This is a genomic window from Allofournierella massiliensis, from assembly GCF_964241245.1.
Lineage (GTDB): Bacteria > Bacillota > Clostridia > Oscillospirales > Ruminococcaceae > Allofournierella > Allofournierella massiliensis.
The window spans coordinates 15,413-36,911 of record NZ_CAXSWZ010000006.1 but is presented as its reverse complement, the minus strand read 5'-3'; the positions used below and the strand labels follow the sequence as shown (position 1 = coordinate 36,911).

Annotated in this window: 26 protein-coding genes; all 26 read right to left on the bottom strand. The window is 57.7% G+C overall.

Annotation, left to right across the window (positions count from 1 at the left end; all coding sequences use genetic code 11):
- Positions 1-23 precede the first annotated feature (23 nt).
- The 26 genes from ACESYO_RS04720 to ACESYO_RS04595 all read right to left on the bottom strand — a co-directional run bounded on the left by ACESYO_RS04720 (position 24) and on the right by ACESYO_RS04595 (position 21,499).
- Positions 24-923 carry a conjugal transfer protein TrbL family protein gene (locus tag ACESYO_RS04720; protein WP_071430760.1) on the bottom strand — a complete coding sequence of 300 codons (900 nt, stop codon included), beginning with the start codon at positions 921-923 and terminating at the stop codon, positions 24-26.
- A gap of 95 nt (positions 924-1,018) precedes the next feature.
- Positions 1,019-1,444, bottom strand: a complete 426-nt coding sequence (locus tag ACESYO_RS04715) for a hypothetical protein (protein ID WP_071430762.1) — start codon at positions 1,442-1,444, stop codon at positions 1,019-1,021.
- A 9-nt stretch (positions 1,445-1,453) separates the two neighbouring features.
- Complete coding sequence (locus tag ACESYO_RS04710) at positions 1,454-1,801, bottom strand: DUF3852 domain-containing protein (protein ID WP_071430764.1); 348 nt, start codon at positions 1,799-1,801, stop codon at positions 1,454-1,456.
- 24 nt (positions 1,802-1,825) lie between these two features.
- A complete protein-coding gene (locus tag ACESYO_RS04705) occupies positions 1,826-3,580 on the bottom strand; it encodes a hypothetical protein (RefSeq protein ID WP_071430766.1) in 1,755 nt (584 codons plus the stop codon).
- A 77-nt stretch (positions 3,581-3,657) separates the two neighbouring features.
- Positions 3,658-4,245 (bottom strand): DUF6550 family protein, encoded by a 588-nt coding sequence (locus tag ACESYO_RS04700; RefSeq protein ID WP_071430768.1) that lies wholly within the window; start codon positions 4,243-4,245, stop codon positions 3,658-3,660.
- Between the two features lie 86 nt (positions 4,246-4,331).
- Positions 4,332-4,865: a hypothetical protein gene (locus ACESYO_RS04695; protein WP_235396415.1), complete on the bottom strand. Its 534-nt coding sequence runs from the start codon at positions 4,863-4,865 to the stop codon at positions 4,332-4,334.
- Entirely contained in the window at positions 4,862-5,257 is a 396-nt protein-coding gene (locus ACESYO_RS04690; protein WP_071430772.1) for a DUF4320 family protein, read from the bottom strand. Before ACESYO_RS04690 ends, ACESYO_RS04695 begins: the two co-directional genes overlap by 4 nt.
- 11 nt (positions 5,258-5,268) lie before the next feature.
- Positions 5,269-6,141, bottom strand: a complete 873-nt coding sequence (locus tag ACESYO_RS04685; protein WP_071430774.1) for a secretion protein F — start codon at positions 6,139-6,141, stop codon at positions 5,269-5,271.
- A 4-nt stretch (positions 6,142-6,145) separates the two neighbouring features.
- Positions 6,146-7,075, bottom strand: a complete 930-nt coding sequence (locus tag ACESYO_RS04680; protein WP_071430776.1) for a type II secretion system F family protein — start codon at positions 7,073-7,075, stop codon at positions 6,146-6,148.
- The gene (locus ACESYO_RS04675; protein WP_071430778.1) at positions 7,072-8,568 is read right to left on the bottom strand and encodes a type II/IV secretion system ATPase subunit; all 1,497 of its coding nucleotides are present in this window, start codon (positions 8,566-8,568) and stop codon (positions 7,072-7,074) included. Before ACESYO_RS04675 ends, ACESYO_RS04680 begins: the two co-directional genes overlap by 4 nt.
- A complete protein-coding gene (locus ACESYO_RS04670) occupies positions 8,568-9,374 on the bottom strand; it encodes an AAA family ATPase (protein WP_071430780.1) in 807 nt (268 codons plus the stop codon). Before ACESYO_RS04670 ends, ACESYO_RS04675 begins: the two co-directional genes overlap by 1 nt.
- The gene (cpaB, locus tag ACESYO_RS04665) at positions 9,371-10,201 is read right to left on the bottom strand and encodes a Flp pilus assembly protein CpaB (RefSeq protein ID WP_373209450.1); all 831 of its coding nucleotides are present in this window, start codon (positions 10,199-10,201) and stop codon (positions 9,371-9,373) included. Before cpaB ends, ACESYO_RS04670 begins: the two co-directional genes overlap by 4 nt.
- A 10-nt stretch (positions 10,202-10,211) precedes the next feature.
- Entirely contained in the window at positions 10,212-10,616 is a 405-nt protein-coding gene (locus ACESYO_RS04660; protein WP_071430784.1) for an A24 family peptidase, read from the bottom strand.
- A complete protein-coding gene (locus tag ACESYO_RS04655) occupies positions 10,616-10,870 on the bottom strand; it encodes a DUF6133 family protein (RefSeq protein WP_373209452.1) in 255 nt (84 codons plus the stop codon). The genes ACESYO_RS04660 and ACESYO_RS04655 overlap by 1 nt, the downstream gene beginning before the upstream one ends.
- 136 nt (positions 10,871-11,006) lie before the next feature.
- Entirely contained in the window at positions 11,007-11,564 is a 558-nt protein-coding gene (locus ACESYO_RS04650; RefSeq protein ID WP_373209453.1) for a YodL domain-containing protein, read from the bottom strand.
- A gap of 31 nt (positions 11,565-11,595) precedes the next feature.
- Complete coding sequence (locus ACESYO_RS04645) at positions 11,596-11,955, bottom strand: SpoVG family protein (RefSeq protein WP_373209454.1); 360 nt, start codon at positions 11,953-11,955, stop codon at positions 11,596-11,598.
- A gap of 20 nt (positions 11,956-11,975) precedes the next feature.
- Positions 11,976-12,704: a DUF3849 domain-containing protein gene (locus ACESYO_RS04640; protein WP_373209455.1), complete on the bottom strand. Its 729-nt coding sequence runs from the start codon at positions 12,702-12,704 to the stop codon at positions 11,976-11,978.
- Entirely contained in the window at positions 12,697-13,140 is a 444-nt protein-coding gene (locus ACESYO_RS04635; RefSeq protein WP_071430792.1) for a hypothetical protein, read from the bottom strand. The genes ACESYO_RS04640 and ACESYO_RS04635 overlap by 8 nt, the downstream gene beginning before the upstream one ends.
- Positions 13,141-13,142: 2 nt before the next feature.
- Complete coding sequence (locus ACESYO_RS04630; RefSeq protein ID WP_207738183.1) at positions 13,143-14,123, bottom strand: DNA adenine methylase; 981 nt, start codon at positions 14,121-14,123, stop codon at positions 13,143-13,145.
- Positions 14,120-14,458 (bottom strand): hypothetical protein, encoded by a 339-nt coding sequence (locus ACESYO_RS04625; protein WP_373209456.1) that lies wholly within the window; start codon positions 14,456-14,458, stop codon positions 14,120-14,122. Before ACESYO_RS04625 ends, ACESYO_RS04630 begins: the two co-directional genes overlap by 4 nt.
- Positions 14,459-14,607: 149 nt before the next feature.
- Positions 14,608-15,594: a hypothetical protein gene (locus ACESYO_RS04620; RefSeq protein ID WP_373211208.1), complete on the bottom strand. Its 987-nt coding sequence runs from the start codon at positions 15,592-15,594 to the stop codon at positions 14,608-14,610.
- 50 nt (positions 15,595-15,644) lie between these two features.
- Entirely contained in the window at positions 15,645-16,814 is a 1,170-nt protein-coding gene (locus tag ACESYO_RS04615; protein ID WP_328245464.1) for an antirestriction protein ArdA, read from the bottom strand.
- A 1-nt stretch (position 16,815) separates the two neighbouring features.
- Positions 16,816-17,913 carry a DUF4314 domain-containing protein gene (locus tag ACESYO_RS04610; protein ID WP_139193380.1) on the bottom strand — a complete coding sequence of 366 codons (1,098 nt, stop codon included), beginning with the start codon at positions 17,911-17,913 and terminating at the stop codon, positions 16,816-16,818.
- On the bottom strand, positions 17,914-18,924 hold the full coding sequence (locus tag ACESYO_RS04605) for an LPD28 domain-containing protein (protein ID WP_071430800.1): 1,011 nt from the start codon (positions 18,922-18,924) through the stop codon (positions 17,914-17,916).
- A gap of 263 nt (positions 18,925-19,187) precedes the next feature.
- The gene (locus ACESYO_RS04600; RefSeq protein WP_071430801.1) at positions 19,188-20,309 is read right to left on the bottom strand and encodes a DUF6329 domain-containing protein; all 1,122 of its coding nucleotides are present in this window, start codon (positions 20,307-20,309) and stop codon (positions 19,188-19,190) included.
- Complete coding sequence (locus ACESYO_RS04595) at positions 20,306-21,499, bottom strand: antirestriction protein ArdA (RefSeq protein WP_071434940.1); 1,194 nt, start codon at positions 21,497-21,499, stop codon at positions 20,306-20,308. The genes ACESYO_RS04600 and ACESYO_RS04595 overlap by 4 nt, the downstream gene beginning before the upstream one ends.

Sequence of the window (21,499 nt, the reverse complement as noted above, 5' to 3'; positions counted from 1 at the left end):
CGGGGGCCCCATGCTGTTTGTTCTCATTTGGCTACCGCCTGAACGATGGTTCTTGTGGTGGAGACTGCGGCCTGGGCGGTGTAGACCGCAGACATGATGTTGGCTCTTGTGGTGGTATCCAGGCCAAAGGCTCCGGCGATACGGGGGATCTCACCGGCGGACAGCATCAGGCCAAGGCCCAGAAGCGCATTATCTTTAAACACCATCAATCCGGCTATCAATATGGTGGATTGCAGGAAAGCGGTCAGGCACAGGCCGATGATCTGCTTGCACCACTGGATGAAGCCGTCGGTATAGCCGCGGGGCACGCTGAACATATAGAGACTGCCTACCGCAATTTGAATCAGAAGGATACCGCCGCGCTTCAGGTTTGCAAAGAATACCTTGATCACCGCATAGGCCATCAGGATAATACAGAACAGCAGCATGATCGGGCTGGTGATGGATGCAAACCCAAAGTATGAGCCGGATGTCATGCCTGTCAGGGAATCCACTCCGCTGAGCGTATCGACAATCTCGGTCGCCACCTCGCCAATGGAGGTCCCATATCCGGTAATTCCGGCGGTGAGGCTGGCCTGCAGCGTGACAGAGAGTTCATAGAGCCGAACCGGCACCACGGTAAACAGGCTTACCGCCATAAAGCCCTTGATGGCGTTGAGGGCGATCTCCTTGACATTTCCTCTGCCGGAGGAGTATTCAATGCCGCATTCAAAGCAGGCCACCACCAGGCCGGTGCCGTAGAGCGCCCAGGCCAGATAGGAGAAAAACAGTACCACGCTCTGCACCCAGCTCATCTCGAACAGCTCAACGCCCATGTTCCCCATCTCGGCAAAGAAGTTCCCGAGGAAGCCCATGACCTGGCCATAGATCCAGTCAACGATCTGTCCGAGGATGGTGTCGGCAACAAAATCCCAAATAAACAATGGTTCGCTCACCTCTTTTCGGGGCGAGGCCGCACCAACTGCCTGGGATAAAGGGCCGGGGGCCGCACAGCTGGTACGGCCCCTGGGTCACTTACTTACATGGTCTGCTGCCACTGAGGGTCAGCCGTCTGGGTCTGCTCCTGAAATACCTCCAGGTAGTCGGAAACCGCCTCCGTGAGCTGCCGGTAGTCCCGGCTGTTGGGATGGTAGACATACCAGTCCGCTTTCCCGTAGTCATCCCAGATGTAGGGGGTGATCCCGTTTTTGAAGTTCGGGTTGTTGGTCTGCTTTTTCCCGAGGATGTCGGAAAGGTTCAGGAGCAGCGCATCCACCTGGCCTTCGTTCCGGTTCAGAATGGAGATGCGAAGGGCATGGTATTGATTTGCCACAATTCCAGTGACGAACTGGATCTTTGCCCGGTTCAGCTCATTCAGACGCACATAGCAGGCCCGGCCTACATAAGTGGCATCAGGGTACTTCGGGGCAACGATCCTGTGAAGCTCTTGCTCAAAAAAGTTCATATGCCCTCCTCAGATGCCCACGATGTCCCAGAGATACATGGGAGCCGTCAGAGTAAACACCAGGCAGGCAAAGAGGATGGCCGGAGCCGCCCACTCAAACTGACCGGACTTCCGATACTCGAAATAAGCGGTACCCAGCTTGGCAAAGAAGAACACCGCCAGGATCAGGTCAATGGCGGGAAACACCACGTTGTTGACCACAGTCTTGATCTGAGCGGATGCGGTGGTCCAGGTACTCTCCACGGCGCCGGCCACATCCCCGGTCCCTGCGGCAAAGGCCGTGGTTGCCGTCAGGCAGACCATAGCCAGCACCACGATCATCATAACAATCAGGCGTTTGCAGTTATATTTACGCATAGATGAACCTCCATTGTGAGTTTGTTAATTTGCGGGGGCGATATGCCAGTCTTCCCATAGGTCGCCCGAAATCCGAATGGAATCCGTTAGGTTCATGGACAGCATGCCTGCCGGCGTCCAGCAGTCCAGGAGCCAGGTGTACGGCGTATAGCTTCCATCGGGATACCAGATGGGGGTGAAATGGGTCGGCCTGTTATATGTGCTGTAGGGATTATTCTTGAAGGCGAAGGCGGAGCGTTTGCCGCTGACGCTTCGATCCAGAAGCCGCCAGAATCCTTCGTAGTTGAACTCCGGGAAATAGGTCACGGCATTTTGCGCCGCAGTCACGGCAGAGCTCTGGGTCGTGCTGACATTGGCAGTCACAGTCTGCTGGATGCCGTAACCGCTTTTGGCGGTCGTGGCGCTTGCTGTGGGGGACATGCTATCCGGCGTAATGGCCATGGAAGCCGACAGGCTGGCGGAGTAGCCGCTATAATCAAACTCCCACCAGCCTTGATCCTCCCACCAGCCGTTGTCCACCCAGTGGTACCAGCGGTCCGTGTGGGATTTGCCCTCGCTGTCCGTCCACCGGTCCGTGTGCCAGCACTTCTCCCAGTTTTCAACCCACACCCAATTCTCCTGCCACCAGGGAGACCAGATGCCCCAGGAGGCAGAGGTCACTTCCTCTTTCTCCGGGATGCTCACCAGGGTAAAGTCATCGTTTCGGTCATCGGCCACGGGATTGGGGGGATCGTTCCCGTCCAGATCAACGATATTGGCAGTGATGGTGCTTTGGGCCGTGCCGCCGCCCTGGACTCGGACCCGGATGGTGCAGACACAGGGTTCCTCCGGCGTATGCCATTTCACCCAGACCAGCTGGCTGTCTCCCTCCGGGTAATAGACATTGCTGACCGTATAGGTGCTGCCTTCGATCACAAACTGCACGGTGACCGGGTTGTCCGGGTCAGACTGACCGCCGGACACCTCCACGGAGGTGATCACATCTGTGTCCACCCGGTATTCGTAGTCAAACTCGTCGATCTCCGGCGGCTCCAGCTCGTCGTTGAACCGGACAATGCCAATGCCCAGAGAGGAGATGATCTGGTCGTTGCTCACCTTGCTGGTGGTGCTGCCCGACCAGGCGGGATACCCCAGGTCTGCTTCCTCCAGAAAGATGGCCAGCGGCAGGTTCTGATGGGTCAGCGAGCCCATCCAGTATCGAAGATCACCGTCAACTGTCTTATCATAAAGGGCAGCTTCGGTTGCGGTCATAGCGTAGTTGGCGCCGCCGTAAACCAGGTATGCAATCGGCTCAATGACGATTTTATAATCACCGCAAATCAGGGTGTCAAAATCCATCCCAACATACCCGGCAATGGCCCGAATGACCTGTTCATCCGTAAAATAACTGCGGATGGCATCAATGCTGGCCGGATAGCTGCCGGAGGAGATAATGCGGGGAAGGCTTTGGGCTGGACGTATGCAAGTATATCCGCCTACAATTGGCCGTAGAGATGCACCGCTGTTATAAGATAGCTTGCTTATCTTTCCAAAGTGGATCACATTGGTACCCGGCATTTTGTTGCTCCAATCTATCGTGTTTCCTATGACCGCATGGCTACTTGTTTCAACAACAGAAATGCGGACGCCGTCCATGCCGGGGTTCCAATAGCTGGTGGATGTTCCGTTGCCCAGATTGCCTCCGCCGCTATCAATATTCTCATCGCCAATGGCGTAAGCAGGCACAGCGATTCCCAGCATCAGGACGACGGAAAGAATAAGCGCAAGAATTCGCTTCATAGAGGACCTCCTTTCGGATTTTTGGGCAAAAGAGAAGGCGCAGTCGGGATTGACTGCGCCTTCTTTACAATAATTGGTTAGTTTCCGCCACCCATTGTGCCGATTTTATTACCGTTTTCGTATATATCATTTCCTTCGATGACGGTGTTCTCGCCGCTGTTCTCCACATAACCGAAGCCGGGCACATAGACCTGACCGGCGCTGTTGGTGCTTCCGGCAGCAGGCTCTGTTTCGGTGGGGGTGACTGTGGGCGGCTCCTCATAGGTGGGCGGCTCCTCGTCCTCGGTCCTGCGTTCCTCCTCCGGCACATCTTCTGCGTCGTGGTTCTCCGGCAGTGTCGAGGTTCCATCTGGGGCTTCCGGCTTTTCAGGCTGCTCCGGTTTGACCGGGTCGGCCTGGATGGTCTGCTCCAAACCGCTGGAGTCGGCGCCCTGGGCGGGATCGGTTTCGGATGCGTCCGGCACCTCCACCTGGATGTCCACATCCGTCTGCCCGTCGCTGTTGATACTCACATCCGGGTCGCCACTTTGCGCCGGCTCATCGGATACCACACCGGAAGGAATCTCGGCTTTGCCGCCAAACCGGGCGGCGATTCCAATCGCAACGGCCGCACAGAGCAGGCAGCCGATGGAGATGAGGATCATTTTCTTCGTCTTTTCTGTCATAGCGCATACCTCCCTTGAACATTTTTCTTGTTAAGTGGACAATACCACATCTTTTCGCGGAAGTCTATTGCAAAGGAGAAACCTTTTTAGAAGAGCGGGATATACTTCGCTTCCGTGTGCAAAGTCATGTTGGCAGAGGGCAGAAGGTTTCCGAGAAAGCGTACCGGAACCTCCAAGTGAATCTCCACCACAGCGGTGTAACCCTCGCTCTGACCGGAACTGAGGCCGTTGTTCTCCAACTCCACAGACAAACCGGAGATTATGTACTCGATCTCTCCGCCTGAACGCTTCTGGTACCCCTGTGCCGTATTTTCCAGGCCCAGGGTTTCGGAAAGCTGACCGTATACATCGCCGGTGTCGATGCTCTCATCCCAGCGGCCTGTGCCGTCCGGATACCATCCGGCGGCATAGCCCTCCCGCACGGCGTGGTACACATCGTCATAGTTGTCATTGACGGTGGAGATCACTGCCTGCTGTGCGGCTTCCTTCACGCCCTGGGCGATGATCCATAACCGGCAGAATTCCGCCACGGCACAGAACAGCATCAGCAAGACCAGCACAATGGCCAGGATCATGGGGGCGCCCTCGCCGGAGCGACGGCGAAAAATAGCCTTTCTCACTTCCAGTACACCTCCGACTTTCCTGTGGCCTCCGCAGTCAGCGTAATAGGGAATGAGCCCAGCCCCCCGAAGAGGCCGATATCCGTTTCCAGCGTCAGGGTCACAGTGACCTCATCGTTGAGTTGGATGCGTCCGGTGGCGGACCACCGGATGTCAGGGTCAAGCCCGGTGCTGTCGGTAAGCGCCGCCGCACGGCGAGTGGTTTCCGTACCGACCCGGCCGGCAATTTCCGCCTCACGCACCAGCTCCACGGCATAGGTGTCCAGCTGCTGTTTGGTGATATAGACCGGCAGCACACGGACCACCAGCGCCAGCACCAGCATGGCGCATACCACCAGGACGCAAACATCGATATAGCCTTCGCCGGAGCGCCGTTTCAGTAATTTTCTCATGGCGACCTCCTTTAGAACAGGCTCCCCAGGGAGTTGACGATCTGGTACACGATGATGACGATATAGGTCATCATAAAGCACAGGAGCATGATAAAGCTGAATACCCGGATCTTGGGCGGGATCTTGGCGGCCTTGGCTTTGAGCCGCTGCAGCTCCTGTGCTTTCAGATCATGGGAGAGCATCTGAAAATACATCCTGCCATCGTCGCCCCGGAGGATGCCGATGAGGCCGCGGACGATGTCTGAAATGATGGCTGAGCCCATTCTGGCCTCAAAGCGGATGAGCGCCGCCTCGTAAGAGGAGGACCGCATATCCGCAGTCAGCACATCCAGCTCACGACCAAAGTCAGGCCCGGCGTGTTTCTTGTAGTTTTCCAGAATCCGCAGCACATCCCGGCTGGCAGCCAGCTCCTGATGGATGGTGGCGACGAACCGGGGCAGCTCGCCTTCGATCAGTTCCATTCTGGCCTTGACCAGCTCGTCAGCACGGCGGCTCTCCTTGAACCAGGTCAGAACGGCCAGCACCACGATGAGGGGGCTCAGGATGGGCAGGATCAGCAGGCACGGGATGATGCCGAGCAGGATGAGGCAGGGCTTCAGAATTGAATAAGCCGAGTAGACCTGGGGCGTCATATCCAACCCTGCCGCCGTGAGCTTGCTCTCCAGACGGCGGTATTTGTATTCGTCCATTCGGATCAGCGGAGCCAGCTTCAATGCCCAGCCGAGGATCAGCGCCTCCAGAGATTTGACCAGACTGCGTTCCCGCCGCCCAGCAGAGATGAGCGCCCGTTCCGCAGCCAGCCGGGGAATTTTCAGCAGGTCGGCAAGGACAAAATACAGTCCGGCGGCCAGTGCGGCGCCGAACAGAAATAAAAGTGCGCCCATTTCCTCACCTCCGATACTCGATGGGCTGCGTCAGCTTCACCACAAAGGCAAAGGACACGAATACAGCTGCGATGCAGACGGCGATGACCATCTGGCCGGGGATGGTGTCCACCAGAGTGTGATACCAGTCCGTGTTGATAAACCGCACCAGCGGGATATTGATCAGCACCAGGATCGCCATGGTGACGAATTCCTTGCGGGGGCCGAAGACCAGATTTTCCAGTTCTCCGTTGACTACCCGCATATCCGACAGCTTGCTGACGATGGGAGTCAGGGTGCTTTTCAGGCTGCGGTCTGTCTGGCAGGCGGATACCGCCTCGCACCACTCCTGCCATACCTCGTTGTCGATGGCATATTTCAGGTCATGAAGCGCGGCGTCCATGTCCGGGTCAATGTGCTTGATGCGGGTGAGAAACCGCTGGAACACCTCCTGCACCGGGTGGTGCAGGTACCGGACATTTTCCTCCACCGCCTGCTGGAAGTTTTCCGTGCGCAGATAGGCGGTGGTGATGACCGACAGCGCCGTTTCCAGCTCGGCGGCCACATCCTTTTTGAAGCCTCCGGCCGTCAGCTTGACATACCAGAACGGCATCAGCATAAAGCCGACGGCCAGTACGGGGACGAGGAAGGCGTTCCCGGCAAGAATGGCGATGCAGGCGCCCAGGGCAAACAGCACCAGAGATGCCATGCACACCATGGGGAATTTTCCCTCCCGCCCGGATGCGGCCAATACCGCCTGGGCTTCTGTGATCTCCCGGCGAAAGAAACCGGCCTTTTTGCGCTTGGTCGTCTCATTGATGTCCGCCCGGATGCTGCCGGGGGCGGCAGTCAGCCGGGAAAAGATGCTGTCGCTCATTTCTGCGGGGGAAATCCCCAGCACCATAAAAAGCCCGGCGATCATGCCCACGCAGGCGATCAGTTGGATCGTTGTCATGCAGTTTCCTCCTTCCTCTGGATAAACTGCTCCAGCTCACCGTGGGGCATGCCGTTTTCGATGAACCGGCGCTGCAGGCTCCCGGACATCTCCTCACACTTCTGGTGATGTCCCTCGATGATAAAACGGTCGCCCTCCAGACGGTTTTCCGTGATGTTGTACTCATAGAGCTTATGAAGCCTGCGGCTTCCGTCTGGCAGGATCTCGCACTCGGAGATGTTGGTGATGCGGCGCTGCTTGTTCTCCAGCTGGCGGCAATAGACCACGATGGGATAAGCCTCGGTGACATAGCCCATGAGCGTATCGTCGGGGGTGTCCACGGCCCGCTTGCACAGGGACACCATGCGCCGATAGGTACCCTCACTGGAGCTGGAGTGGATGGTGGTGAGAACGGCCACACCCACACGGGCGGCTTCCTGGGCAGCATTGGCCTCCGGGCCGCGCATCTCACCAACTGCGATGATGTCGGGGTTGAAACGAAGGGCAATGTCCAGCAGTGCGATCTGGTCGATGCGCTGCCGCTCATTCTCGCTGTCACGGGTCTGGGTATGGACGACGGAATTGACCACCCTGCCGTTCTGCTCCCGGATGAGCTGAAGCTCACGGGAGCCGTCCTCAATGGTGAAGATCCGCTTGCGGTCGGGAATGGTGGACATGAGCCAGCCCGCCACGGTGGTTTTGCCGGAGCTGGTGGCGCCAGCCACACAGATGGACACGCCATAGCGCAGGCAGGCGGACAGAAAGTCCAGCATTTCCTCCGTAGCGGTTCCGCTGCCCACAAAGTCCTCCTTGGTCAGATTCTTGGGATTGACGATTCGGATGGAGGCCGCAACACCTGCGTCCTCGTCCAGCACGGGGGTCTTAATGACCGAAACACGGATGTTTTTGGCCAGACGGGAGGTGATGATGGGACTGGCGTTGTCCAGCACCTTGCCGGAGTTCTGCAGCATACGGCGGATGACATTGGCCGCATGGTCCGGCGAGTCAAAGTGTTCCTCCAGCTTGACGGTGCGGCCGTCGGAATATTGGATCTCGATGTCCCGCCAGGAATTGATGTCGATCTCCTCGATGCCGTCTGCAAAGATGTACTTGGTGAGGAAACCGTATTCGGCCATTTCCGTGTACAGAGCGTCCACCAGCTCGCCCTGCGTCATGCCGTCCACAGCCATTCGGTTGTCCTGCAGATACCGGGCGATGCGGCGCTTCATCTGCTCCTTGGCCTCATCCCCGCTGTCGGTAATCAGGGTGGCATAGGCGCCGGAGAGGTAGGACTGCACCTGACTGAGTACCTCCCCGAAGGGCATCCCCTCGGCCTGGGGAGCGAAGAAGACTTCGCTTGCCTTGGGGGCGACCTTGGCTTCCGCAAAGATGGACCGTCCGGTATCCTCCTCAAAGGCGATATCATGCACCTCGGCCGGTTCTGGCCTGGCTTCCACCGGGGCGGCGACCGGGTGCGCAGCAAATATGGAATTGCTTCTCTTGTCGCCAAGCATCAGAACACCTCCTTGCAGATTTTCTCGATCTCCCGGCGAAACGCCTTGCTGTCCTTCATGGAGAGGTCATTCAGGAGCGTCCCCTCCAGATACTGCTCCTCCAGTTCCTGAGAGTACGGCAGCTTGAAAGCAACGCTGCCCAGCACTTGACCGATACGGTCGGCAGCCTGCAGAGGCTTGATATTGGACGCAGCTTTATACTGCTTGTCCTCGTCCCAGTGCAGTTCCCGGAGGAGCGGGAGCTGGCTGGACAGGTACCCGATGGACTTCAGATCGCAGTTGGCCAGCCGGAGGACGCTGTCGGCCTCCATGAGCGCCACGGCGGAGAGGATGTCATTGGCGATATAGCTGGAGCAGTCGATGACCACATAGGGGGCGATCTCACGCAGACCGCGGATGAGTTCCTCGGCCTGCTGCTTGGTGCAGGCCGCGTAGGTATACTCGTTCTCGCCCTTTCGCAGCCCCAGTATGGTCAGATAGGACAGCTTTTTGTGGGTGGTCAGGTTGTGCTTGATGAGGTTGACGGAGATGCGCTGGGCCGCAAAGATGCTGCCCAGGGATTTATCGCACTCCAGCTCGGAGGGCGGGCAGATGCAGGGCATCATGGGGGCGGTCATGTCACAGAGCAGCAGCGCCACATTTTTCTTCTGGGAGGCCAGATGCTTTGCGATCTTCACCGCGGTAACCGTTTTACCGCAGCCGGGGCTTCCCCACACGGCGAGAACGCCACCGCCGGACTCCACAACAGGTTCCAGTTCCTCCGGCTCCGTGTTTCGACGAAACAGGCTTCCTTTGATGAAGTTCATTCTCCAGCCGCCTCGCTCTCTGCGGCAGGATCAGCGCCCTCGCTTTCCTCGGTTTCAGCGCTTTCCGCATTTTCAGCGCCCTCCGCCGCCTCAGCCTCCGGCTCGGCGTACAGTTCCTCGATCAGAGCGTCCTGCGCCGCGATAAATTCATCGGCATTCTCAGGTGCGCCGCGGTAGACCAGGGCCAGATGCAGCTCGCTTTCCTGTTCCAGTCCGGCCAGCACCTTGGCCTGCTCGGTGGTCACCAGAAGCGTTACGGTAGAGGGAAGCTCTTTTTCATCCTCAACAGCCTCGCCGGTGTTGGCGTCGTAACCGGAGGAAGCGGTGACGGAGATGACCTCTACATACTGCAGCTCAGGCGGGATCACGGTTTCGCCCATACCCTTGTAGTCGGCCACAAGGACGGAGACGATGTCGCCGCTCTCCAGTTTGCCGGAAAGGCCGGTGGCAAAGCTCTTGATGGTGACAGAGATGGCCTGTTTGGTGCCGTCCAGACTGTACAGATAGGCGTTCTCAGCGGCGGGCTCATAGGAGAGCTTGCTGTCCAGAATGTAGTCGCCCATCTTCAGGTCGGCGGTGGCATACTTGCCAATGACGTCATCCTTGTCTGTCATAATGCCGGAGGGCAGGTTATAAGCGCCCACCTCCACGGTCTGCACCATCTCGGCGGTGATCTCGTCGCCCTCCTTGATGTCGGCGGTGACGCGGACGATTTCAGTCTTCTCGCTGGCGCTGCGGCTGAACAGGGGCGTCACCCCAAAGCAGATGAGGAGCGCAAGAAGGATACACAGCACACCGACCACGGTGCGGTTGCGAAAGATTTTCATATGAGCCTCCTTATAAGAAATATGCGGGGATGAAAGCCACCGCGAAATACGGAACCAGCGGCTGCTTTGCCGATGCGCCCTCCCGCAGTGCCGGGATCACCCGCATGGCAAAGGAAACGAAAAGGAGCGCAGCGGCCATAAGACACAAGCCGGTGATTACCCGGTCAACTCCCAGAACAAATCCAACGGCGGCGGCTAACCGCCAATCGCCGCCCCCCATCAGGCCGAGACCTGCACAGAGGTAAAATGGGGCCATTGCCAGCAGCGCCCCCAAAAGGGAGGCGGGGCTGATGGTGATCAGCCCCGCCGCAGCAATGATGATACAGACGATGTCGCAGACCGTTCTGGTTTTCAGGTCATCCACGGCGGCATAGATGAGACCGCCGCAGAAGACCAGTGCCTGTACCCAGAGCATCAGCCCGCGTAGTTGAACATCTCCTGAATCCGCTGGGTGACGGTGGGCATGACGGTGTCGTCCAGCACAGCGTACAGGCCGGCCAGCACCAGGGCGCCCAGAACGACGGCGATCAGCACTTTGACGGCGGTATCGATATAGCCCTCGCCGGCATTGCCGCAGACGGCGCGGCGGTGGAAGGCGGCGAGGGAGGTCTGGCAGTTGATGGCGGCAGTCTTGGCAGTCTTGGCGATATTCTTGAACAGCTTCTTCATAAGGTACATTCCTCCTGTAAGTAAAAATATTTTTTAGGTAGTTTGTTGACTGGAAAGAGATCATGAGTCGTGCTTGGAGGAGGCCCCCGGCCTCGGCTGGGCAAAGGAAAGTCCGGGCGGTTTCCATCCTCCCGGACTACATAGTCATTTCGTGGCATTCGTTCTGCTCCTGATGCTGGTTGAACTGGATGGGACGGAATCCCACGCGGTCGCAGTAGAAGAACTCGCTGCCGGAATCATCGTACAGCTCCACCACATCGGACAGAGCCATCCGGTAGCCCTGATACTCGGGAGGCGGGCTGTCCCGGCAGATGGCGTAGATCTGCTCCAGATCATTGGTTCCCAGGTCGCCTTCGAATACCTGTGTGTAGTTGTCTGCGTCCGGTTCTCCGAACCGCTTTATCAGATCCTCATATCCGATAAAGCGCATGGTGACATCCACGCCTTTCCGGAGCTGCCAGATGCGGCAGCCTTTTTGCGGCTGCCCCAGCTCCTCGCCGGGCACATCTCCGGCCGCAAGACGGTCAAATACGCCTTCCTTCCACTGAGGCGTCAGATTCAACCGGGCCAGGTAGCGGGACAGCTCATCCGTCTGGAACATCTCATCCACAACAGCGGCATCGTCCTTCACATAGCCCACCGTGTTACCGTAGAAGATCAGGCGGTTGCGATTATCAATTGTGAAGCGGACCAAAATCACATCACCTCCCTTCAGGGCCAGCGGCTCACATCTGCTGGCTCATGGCCTGGTCGGGAGCGTCGCCTTTCTGCTCCTGCTGCTCCTGGAGCCTCTGCTCGTAGGCGTCATTGACGGCGTCCACCAGGGCGTTCCGGGCCTCGGCGGTGATGGCATGGAAGGTGTCGTTGTACTTGGTTTCACCATTTTTCTTGTAGGAGTCCTGGGGCATGGAGATGAAACGGCCCTTGTCGGACTCGATGACCCGGATGCCGTGGACGGCAAAGGCCCCACCGATGGTGGCGCTGGCGAAAGCTTTGGTCTTGAAATCTCCGTCCACCAGACGGTCGATCCGCGCCTCCACCTGGGGCGTGGTGGTTTCCTGCTGTTTCTTTTTGGTCGCTGCCATGGTTATCAAGCTCCTTTCACTCACATGGATGGGGTTGTCATGCCGGCAGATTCGGCAGGATCTTCCTGCCGGATCTGTTCCAGGCTTTCTCTTGCCCAGTCGGGCAGATGTTCTTCCTTGAGAATGCCGATGAAATCACTCCGGTTCCACCGGGTTCGCTCCCCGTCACCGAGGCAGGTGGCGTATACCGCTCTGCCCGCGGCGCTGGGGGCACAGCCAAAGCCGCCGGTCGCCAGCCAGAGCTGATTCTCTGGCGCCCAATAGGACTCCCTCAAAGTCATAGGACTCATAACCAGCACCTTGCCCTCCAGCTCCTGCCCGGTCATATCGTCGCAGTGAGAACTGTTAAACAGGTTCAACTCTGCCTGTGCTTCCCGGAAGGCGCTGACAAAACCGTCCAGCACAGCGGGGTGACTCTCCACCGAAAACTCGTAATTGCGGTCGCTGGGAGGGATGAAGGTGGATGCCGCCCATGTTTTATTTTGAGGGCTGAATCGTCCATCGTACTGCTTTTGCTGAAGCGTGGCGGCCAGCACCCATCCCACACGCTTGAAGCCAAAGTCCTCGATGACGCCCCTGGCGCAGTCGTGACTCAGATGCATCCCATCAAAGCCCCTGCGGATGGCCTCCTCGATGGCCTGCTTACAGGCGATGTTCTCCAAGTGGCTTGCCCGCCAGAGGGCCACCTCGTTTTGCCGTTTGGCCTCGGCGAAGGAACTGAGATAGAGGTAGGCGTGGTCTTTAGTCATTGGCTTTCCCACTTTCAAGGATCGCCTTGGTCAGCGCATCGCTCCATGTGGTCTTGTGGTCATCGGATACCACCAGAACAGCGCCGTCCACGCTGAACACACAGAGGTTATCGTACAGGATGCCGGCATCCGCAAAGGCTTCGGCGGGGATGGGGAGCATATCTTCATCGCAGCCGTGGCAGCCGTCGCACATATCCCCATCGTCCTCCTGGGCCTCCCAGTCGGCCAGCATATCCTCCATCAGGCTGTGGGCCAGTCGCAGCAGAGTTGTCGTGGCGGCAGCCTTCTCCGCAGGCTCCATCTCCTGCTTGAGCAGGACGATGGCGTTTTCCAGGGTGTGCAGCTCCAGCGTTTCCTCCCTGTCCAGCCCGCTTAAGGTCAGGGCGGCGGGCTGGATGACGGCCTTGCCGTCGCTTGTGTACTTGATAAATGTCATGTTCATTCCTCCTGTTTGAGTTCTTTTGTGGGTTCATGGATCAGGGTGTATTTTCCCTCCTCCTCATCCGCGGCAGACAGGTTGAAAAGGTTGAGCTGCCAATGCCTTGCGGAATTGTGGCGGCGGGGGTCGTAATTGGTGATGACGATCTCCTCATACTCGCTTCCGGCCTTCTGCGACATGCTGTTGGGGCGAGTGGTGTGGAAGATGTAAAACTCCTTGTACAGCTCCACGATGAAGGGGCAGTAGTTGTAGGACACCATCACATACCCCTGGCACTCCAGAAGGGCGTCGTGGAGGCGCTGATGATCTTCCTTGGGAAACACCGCCGCATAACAGTCCTCCGCATCGTAATAGGGCGGATCAAAATACAGAAATGCGTCTGGCCGGTCGTACTGACGGGCGACCTCCACACAGTCCTTGTTTTCGATGACGACATTTGCCAGCCTGCGGGAGCACTCCCAAATCAGGTAGAAGAAACGGCGGATGTCGCAGGATTTTCCGGCAAAGGACTTGGCACCGCCGCTGAAGCTGTATCGGATCAGCTTGAAAAAGTCGGCGGCCCGCCGCACATCGCCGCGAGGCGCCCGTTCCAGCATCATCCTTCGGATGGTCTCGGCATCCGGCGGCTCCAGATACCGCTCCGTCAGCTCCATCTCCTCGTCCAGATAGTCATCGGTGAATTCCTCTTTGGAGAAGAACTTATACAGCACATTGAAATCGTCGCGTGTATTCAGCGGCAGAAAACCCAACTCCAGCAGAAGCGCCATGGTCCTGTTTTTGACACAGCAGAACAGGTTGGTCAGGTCACTGTTGAAGTCGTTGTAGACCTCCATACATCCCGGCTGGATGGGGCGGCTCAGGGTCACTGTGCCGCTGCCGCCGAACACATCAATAAACCGGGAATACCGCGAGGGAGACAGCTTTCGGATCAGCCACAGCAGCTTGCTTTTACCGCCCACCCAGGGGATGAAGCTTTTCAAGCGGTATCACCGCCCTCCAGCGGAAGGGATATCTGTCCGCTGTCGATGGATTGCTCCAGCGCCTTGGTGAGACCGCGTTCCGCGTGGGCGATCTTCTTGATCCGGCTCCGGAGCTGCCGGATCGTTCTGCGCAGTTCTTCCTCAGTACCGGCGTAATAATAGCCGGAAGCCGAGCTGCAGATGGGGACGTCATCCCCACGCAGGCTGTTGATCAACCGGCGCAGGTCGGGGCCGCGGATCTGGAAAGCTGCCTCCAGCTCCCGGCTGGATACGACCCTTTCCGCTCCCTTGTGATAGGTCTTCAGGTACGCAGCGATGGGGTTTGTCGTGGTCATGCGGGCTCCTTTCCGGGGCTGTCACCCGAAAAGAGCGCAAAAAATCAGGGGCCGTTTGTCCCTTTCGGGTAACGGCCCCTGTGGTGTTCAGGCTATTTCATTTCTTATTTCATCACCTCCGTTGCGGCGGCTGGTCTGTGGGTGGCTTTTCACATGGACATGGTCGGCTCCATATCCGGCTGACTGTACTCATAGACCAGCTCTGTGCCGTTCCAGGATACGAAGCCATGCGCAGCGGCGGACAGACCCATGTTCTTCATCCTCTGGTTGGCATACCCCTCCGCATCAAAGCAGGAGGCAAGCAGCTCGTCCCTGGGGTATACGCCGTCCCGTTTCGCCAGCTCTTTTCCGAAATCGGCGAGTTCCATGTCACGGGGCATGAAGTGATAGCAGTGGAGGTTCTGTGCCAGATCCAGGGCGTAATCCAGACGGTGGCAATCCTCCAGCTCCATCACAGCCTGCCATTTATCCAGCCACTGGGGTCCTCCCTGCCCCTGTTCCGCCCAGACATAGCCGAAGTCGATGGCGTGACGGACGAGTTCCGCTGCGGAGCCGTACTGAGAGAGGATGTCCTTCAGCTGCGGGAGGCAGCAGCCCACATCCACAGCAATGCACTCGCTCAAAGACTCCACCTCCAGTGCGTCCAGCGCCAGGAGAAGCTCGTCCGGGTGTGCGGCATCCATATACTCGCCGGTGTCCGGGAATCCCACCCACACGCCGTCCGTATTGAAGCGGCTTGCCAGCCTGACTCGGATACCGTAGTCGCCTTTGTCGGGATTCAGCGTCGGGGCGCCATCCAGAAACGGATCGATCAGGGAGGTGACCCTGATGAAGTGCCCGTCGCAGAAGGTGTTCCCACCTTTCTGGCGGTAAGCTGCCCCCACTTTCTCCGGGTCAAGAAATGCACGTGCCTGGGAGGCAGGGCGCTGGATCTGTTCCATGATAAATTTGCCAAGTCGGGCATCGTCCCCGGCGCCGTAGAACAGGTCGTAGTGATCCAATTGACTGGCAATCAGCATCACATCGCAGGTCATCCTCGGCTGCTCGATCTGCATGGCCCCTCGGAACAGGAGACTTTCTTTGACCGTCATGTTCTCGAACCGCCGCTCCAGCCAGTCGTGCTGGGACTTGGTCATTTCAAAGCCGTCCAGGAGATCAAGGAGCCGCCTGGTTTGCCGATTTGCCATCACATCATCTCCATTCCGGCCTTCTCTGCCTGCATTTCTTCGCTGCGGATCGGCTCGCCATCCCTGCGCTGGACCAGCCCATAGGGGGTCAGCAGTGCGTTGTTTGACGCCATGACATCCTTGCCGTAGCTGTAGAGGACAATGTGCTTTTGCAAAATAGACCGGGAATGCTCATCCACAATGAAGCGAAGCTCCTCTACGGCCACCTCCTCGGGGGTCCGCTGATCCGGCTCGATCAGGTAGTCATCCAGATTTTCCGCAATTCGGACAGCGGCAGCGATATCGTGACAATCCGCCGCAAGGATAACCGCCTTGTATGTGGAGAGGTCTCCTTGCGCGACCATCTCCTTGAAGCATTTGGCCAACTCGTTCAGTTCGTGAACATCATTGCAGTCCATGCTTTCCAGAAGCGCGGGCATCGCGCTGTCCTCCACCTGGACAGACATTTCCGACCATGAGGCGCCTCCGTAAGCCTCCAGAACAGCGTCCAGCCGTTCCTGCGTAGCGGGCAGATCCAGGCACATCCTGTTGTCCGGCTGCTCATCGGAGTGGGAGGGACACTTGCCGACCGTCAGGCGGATGCCATATTCCGGCGCTTCGGGGATCAAGGCCAGGCTGTCATATACCTGCTTCAGCTCGTTGTGCTGCGTGACATAACCACCGTTTGCAAAGACGCCGCCCTCCTCAAATCGGGCGTTTCTGCCGAGCTTCTCAAAGTCCAGGTACTCGAAGATGGGGTCGGGGACTTTGTCAAGTGCGGGGATGAAATCATTCTCGGCGTAGAATCTGCCCAGCTGCTCATCCGTTGAGGCGTTGACCACGTGGCAGCAGTCTGTGCTGTAGGCCAGATCGATCATGGTGGCAACACTGATGGGGCCGTACTTTTTGGCCACCTCCATGTTGAACAGCCCTTCAAAGGCAGTCTTTTCTCTGCCGTTCATCTGTCCCAGACAGGTTGCCAAAGCGTTAAGCTGATAGAGATCGCATTCATGGGCCAAATGGTCTTGCAGGAAGACAAAGCCATGGTGTTCGAGGAATTCCCATCTCGGCTTTTCGCCCAGCGTCATCTGAAGCTTGTCCAGCGCATCCAGAAGGCCGTAGTAGGTAGCCGGAAGCTCCAGCTCGCACCACCGGTTCGTCTTCTCCCCGAACAGCTCCACACGAAACACTTTATCCAAGGGTCATCCCTCCCATCGTCGTTCCATGCTCCATATCATTCGCCTCGTCCGGGGGACAAGGCTCACTCATTTTGCCGGAACTCCTCTCCCCACCGAACCCGCTGTGCCGGGCTTCGGCGGGGGCCCCGGTTTGTACATAGTCTTCCTGGTACTTGGCGGGGTCAGCGCCGGGGGCATCCCAGCCGCACATACTGCCCACCTCCATGGCCTGCCGCTGAATGGGGCTGACTCCCAGTTTTTCGTTCAGCTCGTCCGCCAGCTCCACATTTTTCTCCTTGTCGCCGGTGTCCCAATCGGAGGGGTAGTAGCCGGTCTCGCCCCGGCGGATGCAGATGAGATCGCCGGTGGACCTGAGGGTGGAGAAGCACATCTCCGGCAGGCCGTCTGCCACTCTGGGCGCGAACTGCTCCGCCTCGGTTCGGATGTCCCAATTGTCCTCCATGCTCCACAGGTGGACATACAGCTCGTCGTCGCCGACGCAGATCTCCCGCTGTTCGAAACCCTCGCCCCAGCCATCCGAGGCCTGGCCGGAGACGTACTCCTTCAGGGTGGTCAGATCTTCCGGGGTGAGGGCGCCGACCACCCGGCACTCAGCCACGCCCCATAGCCGGCCGTTCCGCTCCTCGACGGTGAACACGGCGGATTTGACCTTCTGGTTGACGCTGTCATCCTTGCCATACCAGTGCATGATGCCGCTCTCGGCTTCTTCCGGCATCCGGTTGTTGATCAGGGCTCTGAGGATCTCGCCCTCATAGCACCGCAGCAGCCTTCCGTCCAGCGGGGTGCTGTCGTCCTCCATCTCCCCATACTCGTTGCGGGTGTAGAGATCGGCGGTCAGGGGCATATACAGCTTCAGGGTGGTGGGCTCGGGCGGCAGAACGGTGAAGCTGTCCTCACCGATGATCAGCGCCAGGGTTCTGCCGTTGTCCCACTTCATGTGGAACTGCCCAGCATCGTCGATGTAGTCCAGAGTCCCTGTGCTGCCCGGCTCCAGCGGGGCATACGGGTCTTTCATCTCTCTGAGCTTGATCCTCGAACCTGCGGGGAACTGTTCCCGCAGGAAGTCCAGCCATTCTTTTGGTGCTGACATTTACATTCCTCCCATATTCATATTTTGGCCGGGATTGTTTTCATAGTCCGCAAGAGAATGGGGATTTTCTTCGCCATAAAGGTCGAAGAGGATGTCATCCACCTGTTTGCGGACAGCCGGGTCATCCGTCAGAGTCTCATACCGGAAACCCGTCACATCCCGATACGGCAGTTCCTGCCGGATGGCAGCCAGATAGGTTTGGGGATCGTGATACTCCCGCTGTTCCCCATTGGCAAAGGTCGCACGCCCCACGGCCCTGTTCTGCTGGGCCATCTGCTGCTGACGCAGGTCATAGCAGTAGAGATACCCCTGGTAGTCGCCGGGAAACGGGGTGCAGCGCAGGCAGTAGCGGTAATGCTCCGTTTCTGCGATGTAGCCATAACTCCGGCCGTCCTCGGTGATGGCCCCGCCGTTCCGATAGCAGTAGGCTCTCATCGATGCCAGGTCCTTCAACGGGCCATCGGCACGAAGGGTGTCCACCACTTCCTGAAGGTCATCCTTAAATTCCCCGGTGTTGAATTGGTCTTCGTTATGGGGCCACCAGGAATGGTGAAATCCTTTTCCGGAAGAACCGAAATCCATCCGCACATGGCCCACTGTACCGGCCTGAAGGTCCCGTTCTTCTTCCACCTGAGAATAGAACAGGCCCGCCTCCTCACGGGAAGCGGGCCTGAGTTTATATTTGGGTGGAGTCTTCAACCCATACTGTTTGCAAAATTCCGTGAGTGTGATCTCATCGCCGAGAAAATCCAGCGCATCACCAATCTCACGGTAGTCCTGATTATCCGGAAAGGAAATCGGTTCCGGCACAACGATAGAACCAGCGTGATTAACCACAACCAGAATTTCCAGCGTACAGGGTGAGCCCGGATCATTGTCACTGCCTCGCAGATCATATACATGCCAACCGTCCGGCACAGTGTGGGTGTCTACTCGCGCATTGGTGAACAGGGCAGGCTTCCCAAACAGCTCGATATGCTCATACTCCTCAGTCATCGCATTGACGCTCATTATTTCACCTCTTTCCCCTTGGTATAGCTACACAACATACCACAGCTCAGCGGAAATGGCTATGGCCAAAAGGCATCTTGCCGGAAAAGTGGAGATACCCGGCGACAGCGGCTCCCAGTGCCGCCATAGATGCTATTGTGATCATTATTTTCTTCTTCATTCACATTCCTCCCAATCATTGGATCGTGTTGTTCAGGTCACCTGCATATCGAGGAGAGAATACGCCGCCAGCTTTACGCAGAGCAGTTCGGTTTCGTGGGGCATCAGGAAAGCCCTTCCATCTCCATCGCCTGCGTTTCCTCAGCAAAGGGGCTGCTGCACCGGCGAATCAGGCCAAATTCCGTGCGCCGGACTCCGTCCTCCACCATGGCGTCCTCGCCCAGCTTCTCGAAATCCATATACCCGTCGATGGTATCGATCAGTTCATCATCGGCACCGATGCGCCGAAGGACCGTTTGCCCGTATTCATAGGCGTCCTCCGGGATGCGCTCGTAGTCGTCCAGATTCATGGCATAGCGGAGCGCCTCCTGCATGGTCCCTGGCTGTTCCACAGAAAGAACCGACAGATATTTCAGCAGCTCACCATCGTCACACTGCATCCCCTCAATGGCCCAGGCCAATTCGTTTGCGTCTTCCACGCAGACCCCTGTAGTGGGAATATGCTCGTCCATATAGGGAACAGAAAACGACACTCTGGTGATTGCTGCCTCGGCAAAACAATCGATGCCCAGTGTTCTTTTTACTCGCTCCAATTCCTCTTTCGTTGCCGGAAGGCAGACGATCGCTTGCGCCTTAGCGGAGGAGAGGTCGAGCTGGACCTTCGACTTTTTCTCTCTGACAAGCGCATCATCCTGCTTGCGGAGCACATAGCCTGCATGGGTATAGGCGCCGCCATGGTCGGCATAGTATTCTGCGCCGATCTTCGCAAAGTCCAGGTAGGGCCAGGCGGCTTCAGGGAATCTGGGATCGCCCTGAATCTGGCCTGCAACAGCGACATAACGGCCAAGTGTCACATCTGAATTGACATTGGGAATGAGGATGTAGTCCGGCACCTGTTCCGCCACACGAATCATATCACTCAGGTCATTGATGCTGCTGCCATCCAATGCGCCGGCATAGATGTTCCGTTCACGGGAGTCCATTTTGGCAATGATGCTGGAAAGCTGATTCAGCTGTGCAAGCTGCGTTCTGGAATCGGGGTCAAGCCCGCTGAGGTACGACGGCAGATTAGCGATCACGCTTTTGATCTCGACGATCTCTGTTTTGCCCGTTCTGCTGGCCTCATCAAGCCGGCTGACCGCTTCTGTCATAGCGTCATGCGATGCGGGAAAATGGAGCGGGACAATGGCCGGACTGCCGCTTCGTTTCATGAAGAGTTGGATCATGCCATTCCCCCTATCTGAAAGTCCTGTTCCCGCTGATAGGCTTCTGCCGGGTCATCCGCCATCAGTTCCTCCAGACTCAGCGCACCCTGGTAGGCGATATAGCCGCGGTCAGTAAACACGCCGGACTCCTGATCCATGTGCTGCAGGCCATACCGCTCGTAGTCATAGAACTCGTCCAGATTGGGGTCATACTCAAAATGACCGGATTTCTGGATCATGTATTTTCCGTATTCCGCAGGGGTATGTGCGCCGGGGGCAAATGCAAAGAGATCCAGGTTTTCCGCCAGATGCCGGATCTGACCGGCGCACTCCGGCTTGGCCATGCTGACTGCGGCCCCCAGCTTCTCACGGGCGTCATATGAAAGCTTGTCCATGACCAGCGCCAGCTCATTGAGCTCGTGTATGTTTTCGCACCGGAAGTCCAGTACCACATCCACTTCCTCGGGAAATGAGCTTTCACTCATCCAAAGACACCTATTCTCAGGCGCAATGCCGCTGCGCTGCATGGCGCGTTCAATCTGGCCTTTGGAGGCAGGGAGGTATATCCAGGTGACATTTTGGGTGTTCTCCGGTTCCTGTCGGGAAGATATTCCGATAGCGGTCAGATCGGCCTCATAGTGATAGCAGGGCAGGTGCTTTCCATCGTAGAGCTGCGAGAGCTGCATACCGTTGTCATAGACCACACCGTAGCGGGTGATGGTTCCCTCGTTGCCCTCAATCAGCAAGATGGCGGTTTCCTCTCCGTCCAACTGCTCCAGTTCCTCCATGCTGGCACACCCGCCATGGATGTTCATGTAGTGATCACGGCCAACCTCTTTCAAATTTGTGAAGTCCGTGATCACCGTTGCCTGCTGGCAGCAAAAGGTCAGGTTGATGAGATCCTTCATGCTGGTGAGCTGCAGTTTTTCGGCCATGGCCTGAAATTGCGAAAACTCGCCCACATCAAAGCTGTCCAGCCGCTTAGCCAGATAGTCCAGCTCGTCCAGATTGACCCTGGCACCTTCCAGCCGATACAGCACAGGCCAGGCGCTGTCGAGTGCGTCCACATGGCAGTCGGCATCCGATACATGGCCGATTTCCAGTGACTCCAACAGCGCAACGCAGTGGTCGTATTGATTTCTGGGAATGGGCAGGGGGATCGTCGCAACACCATATTCCGGGTGGTCGGCGTTGCTCAGAACTGCTTTCAT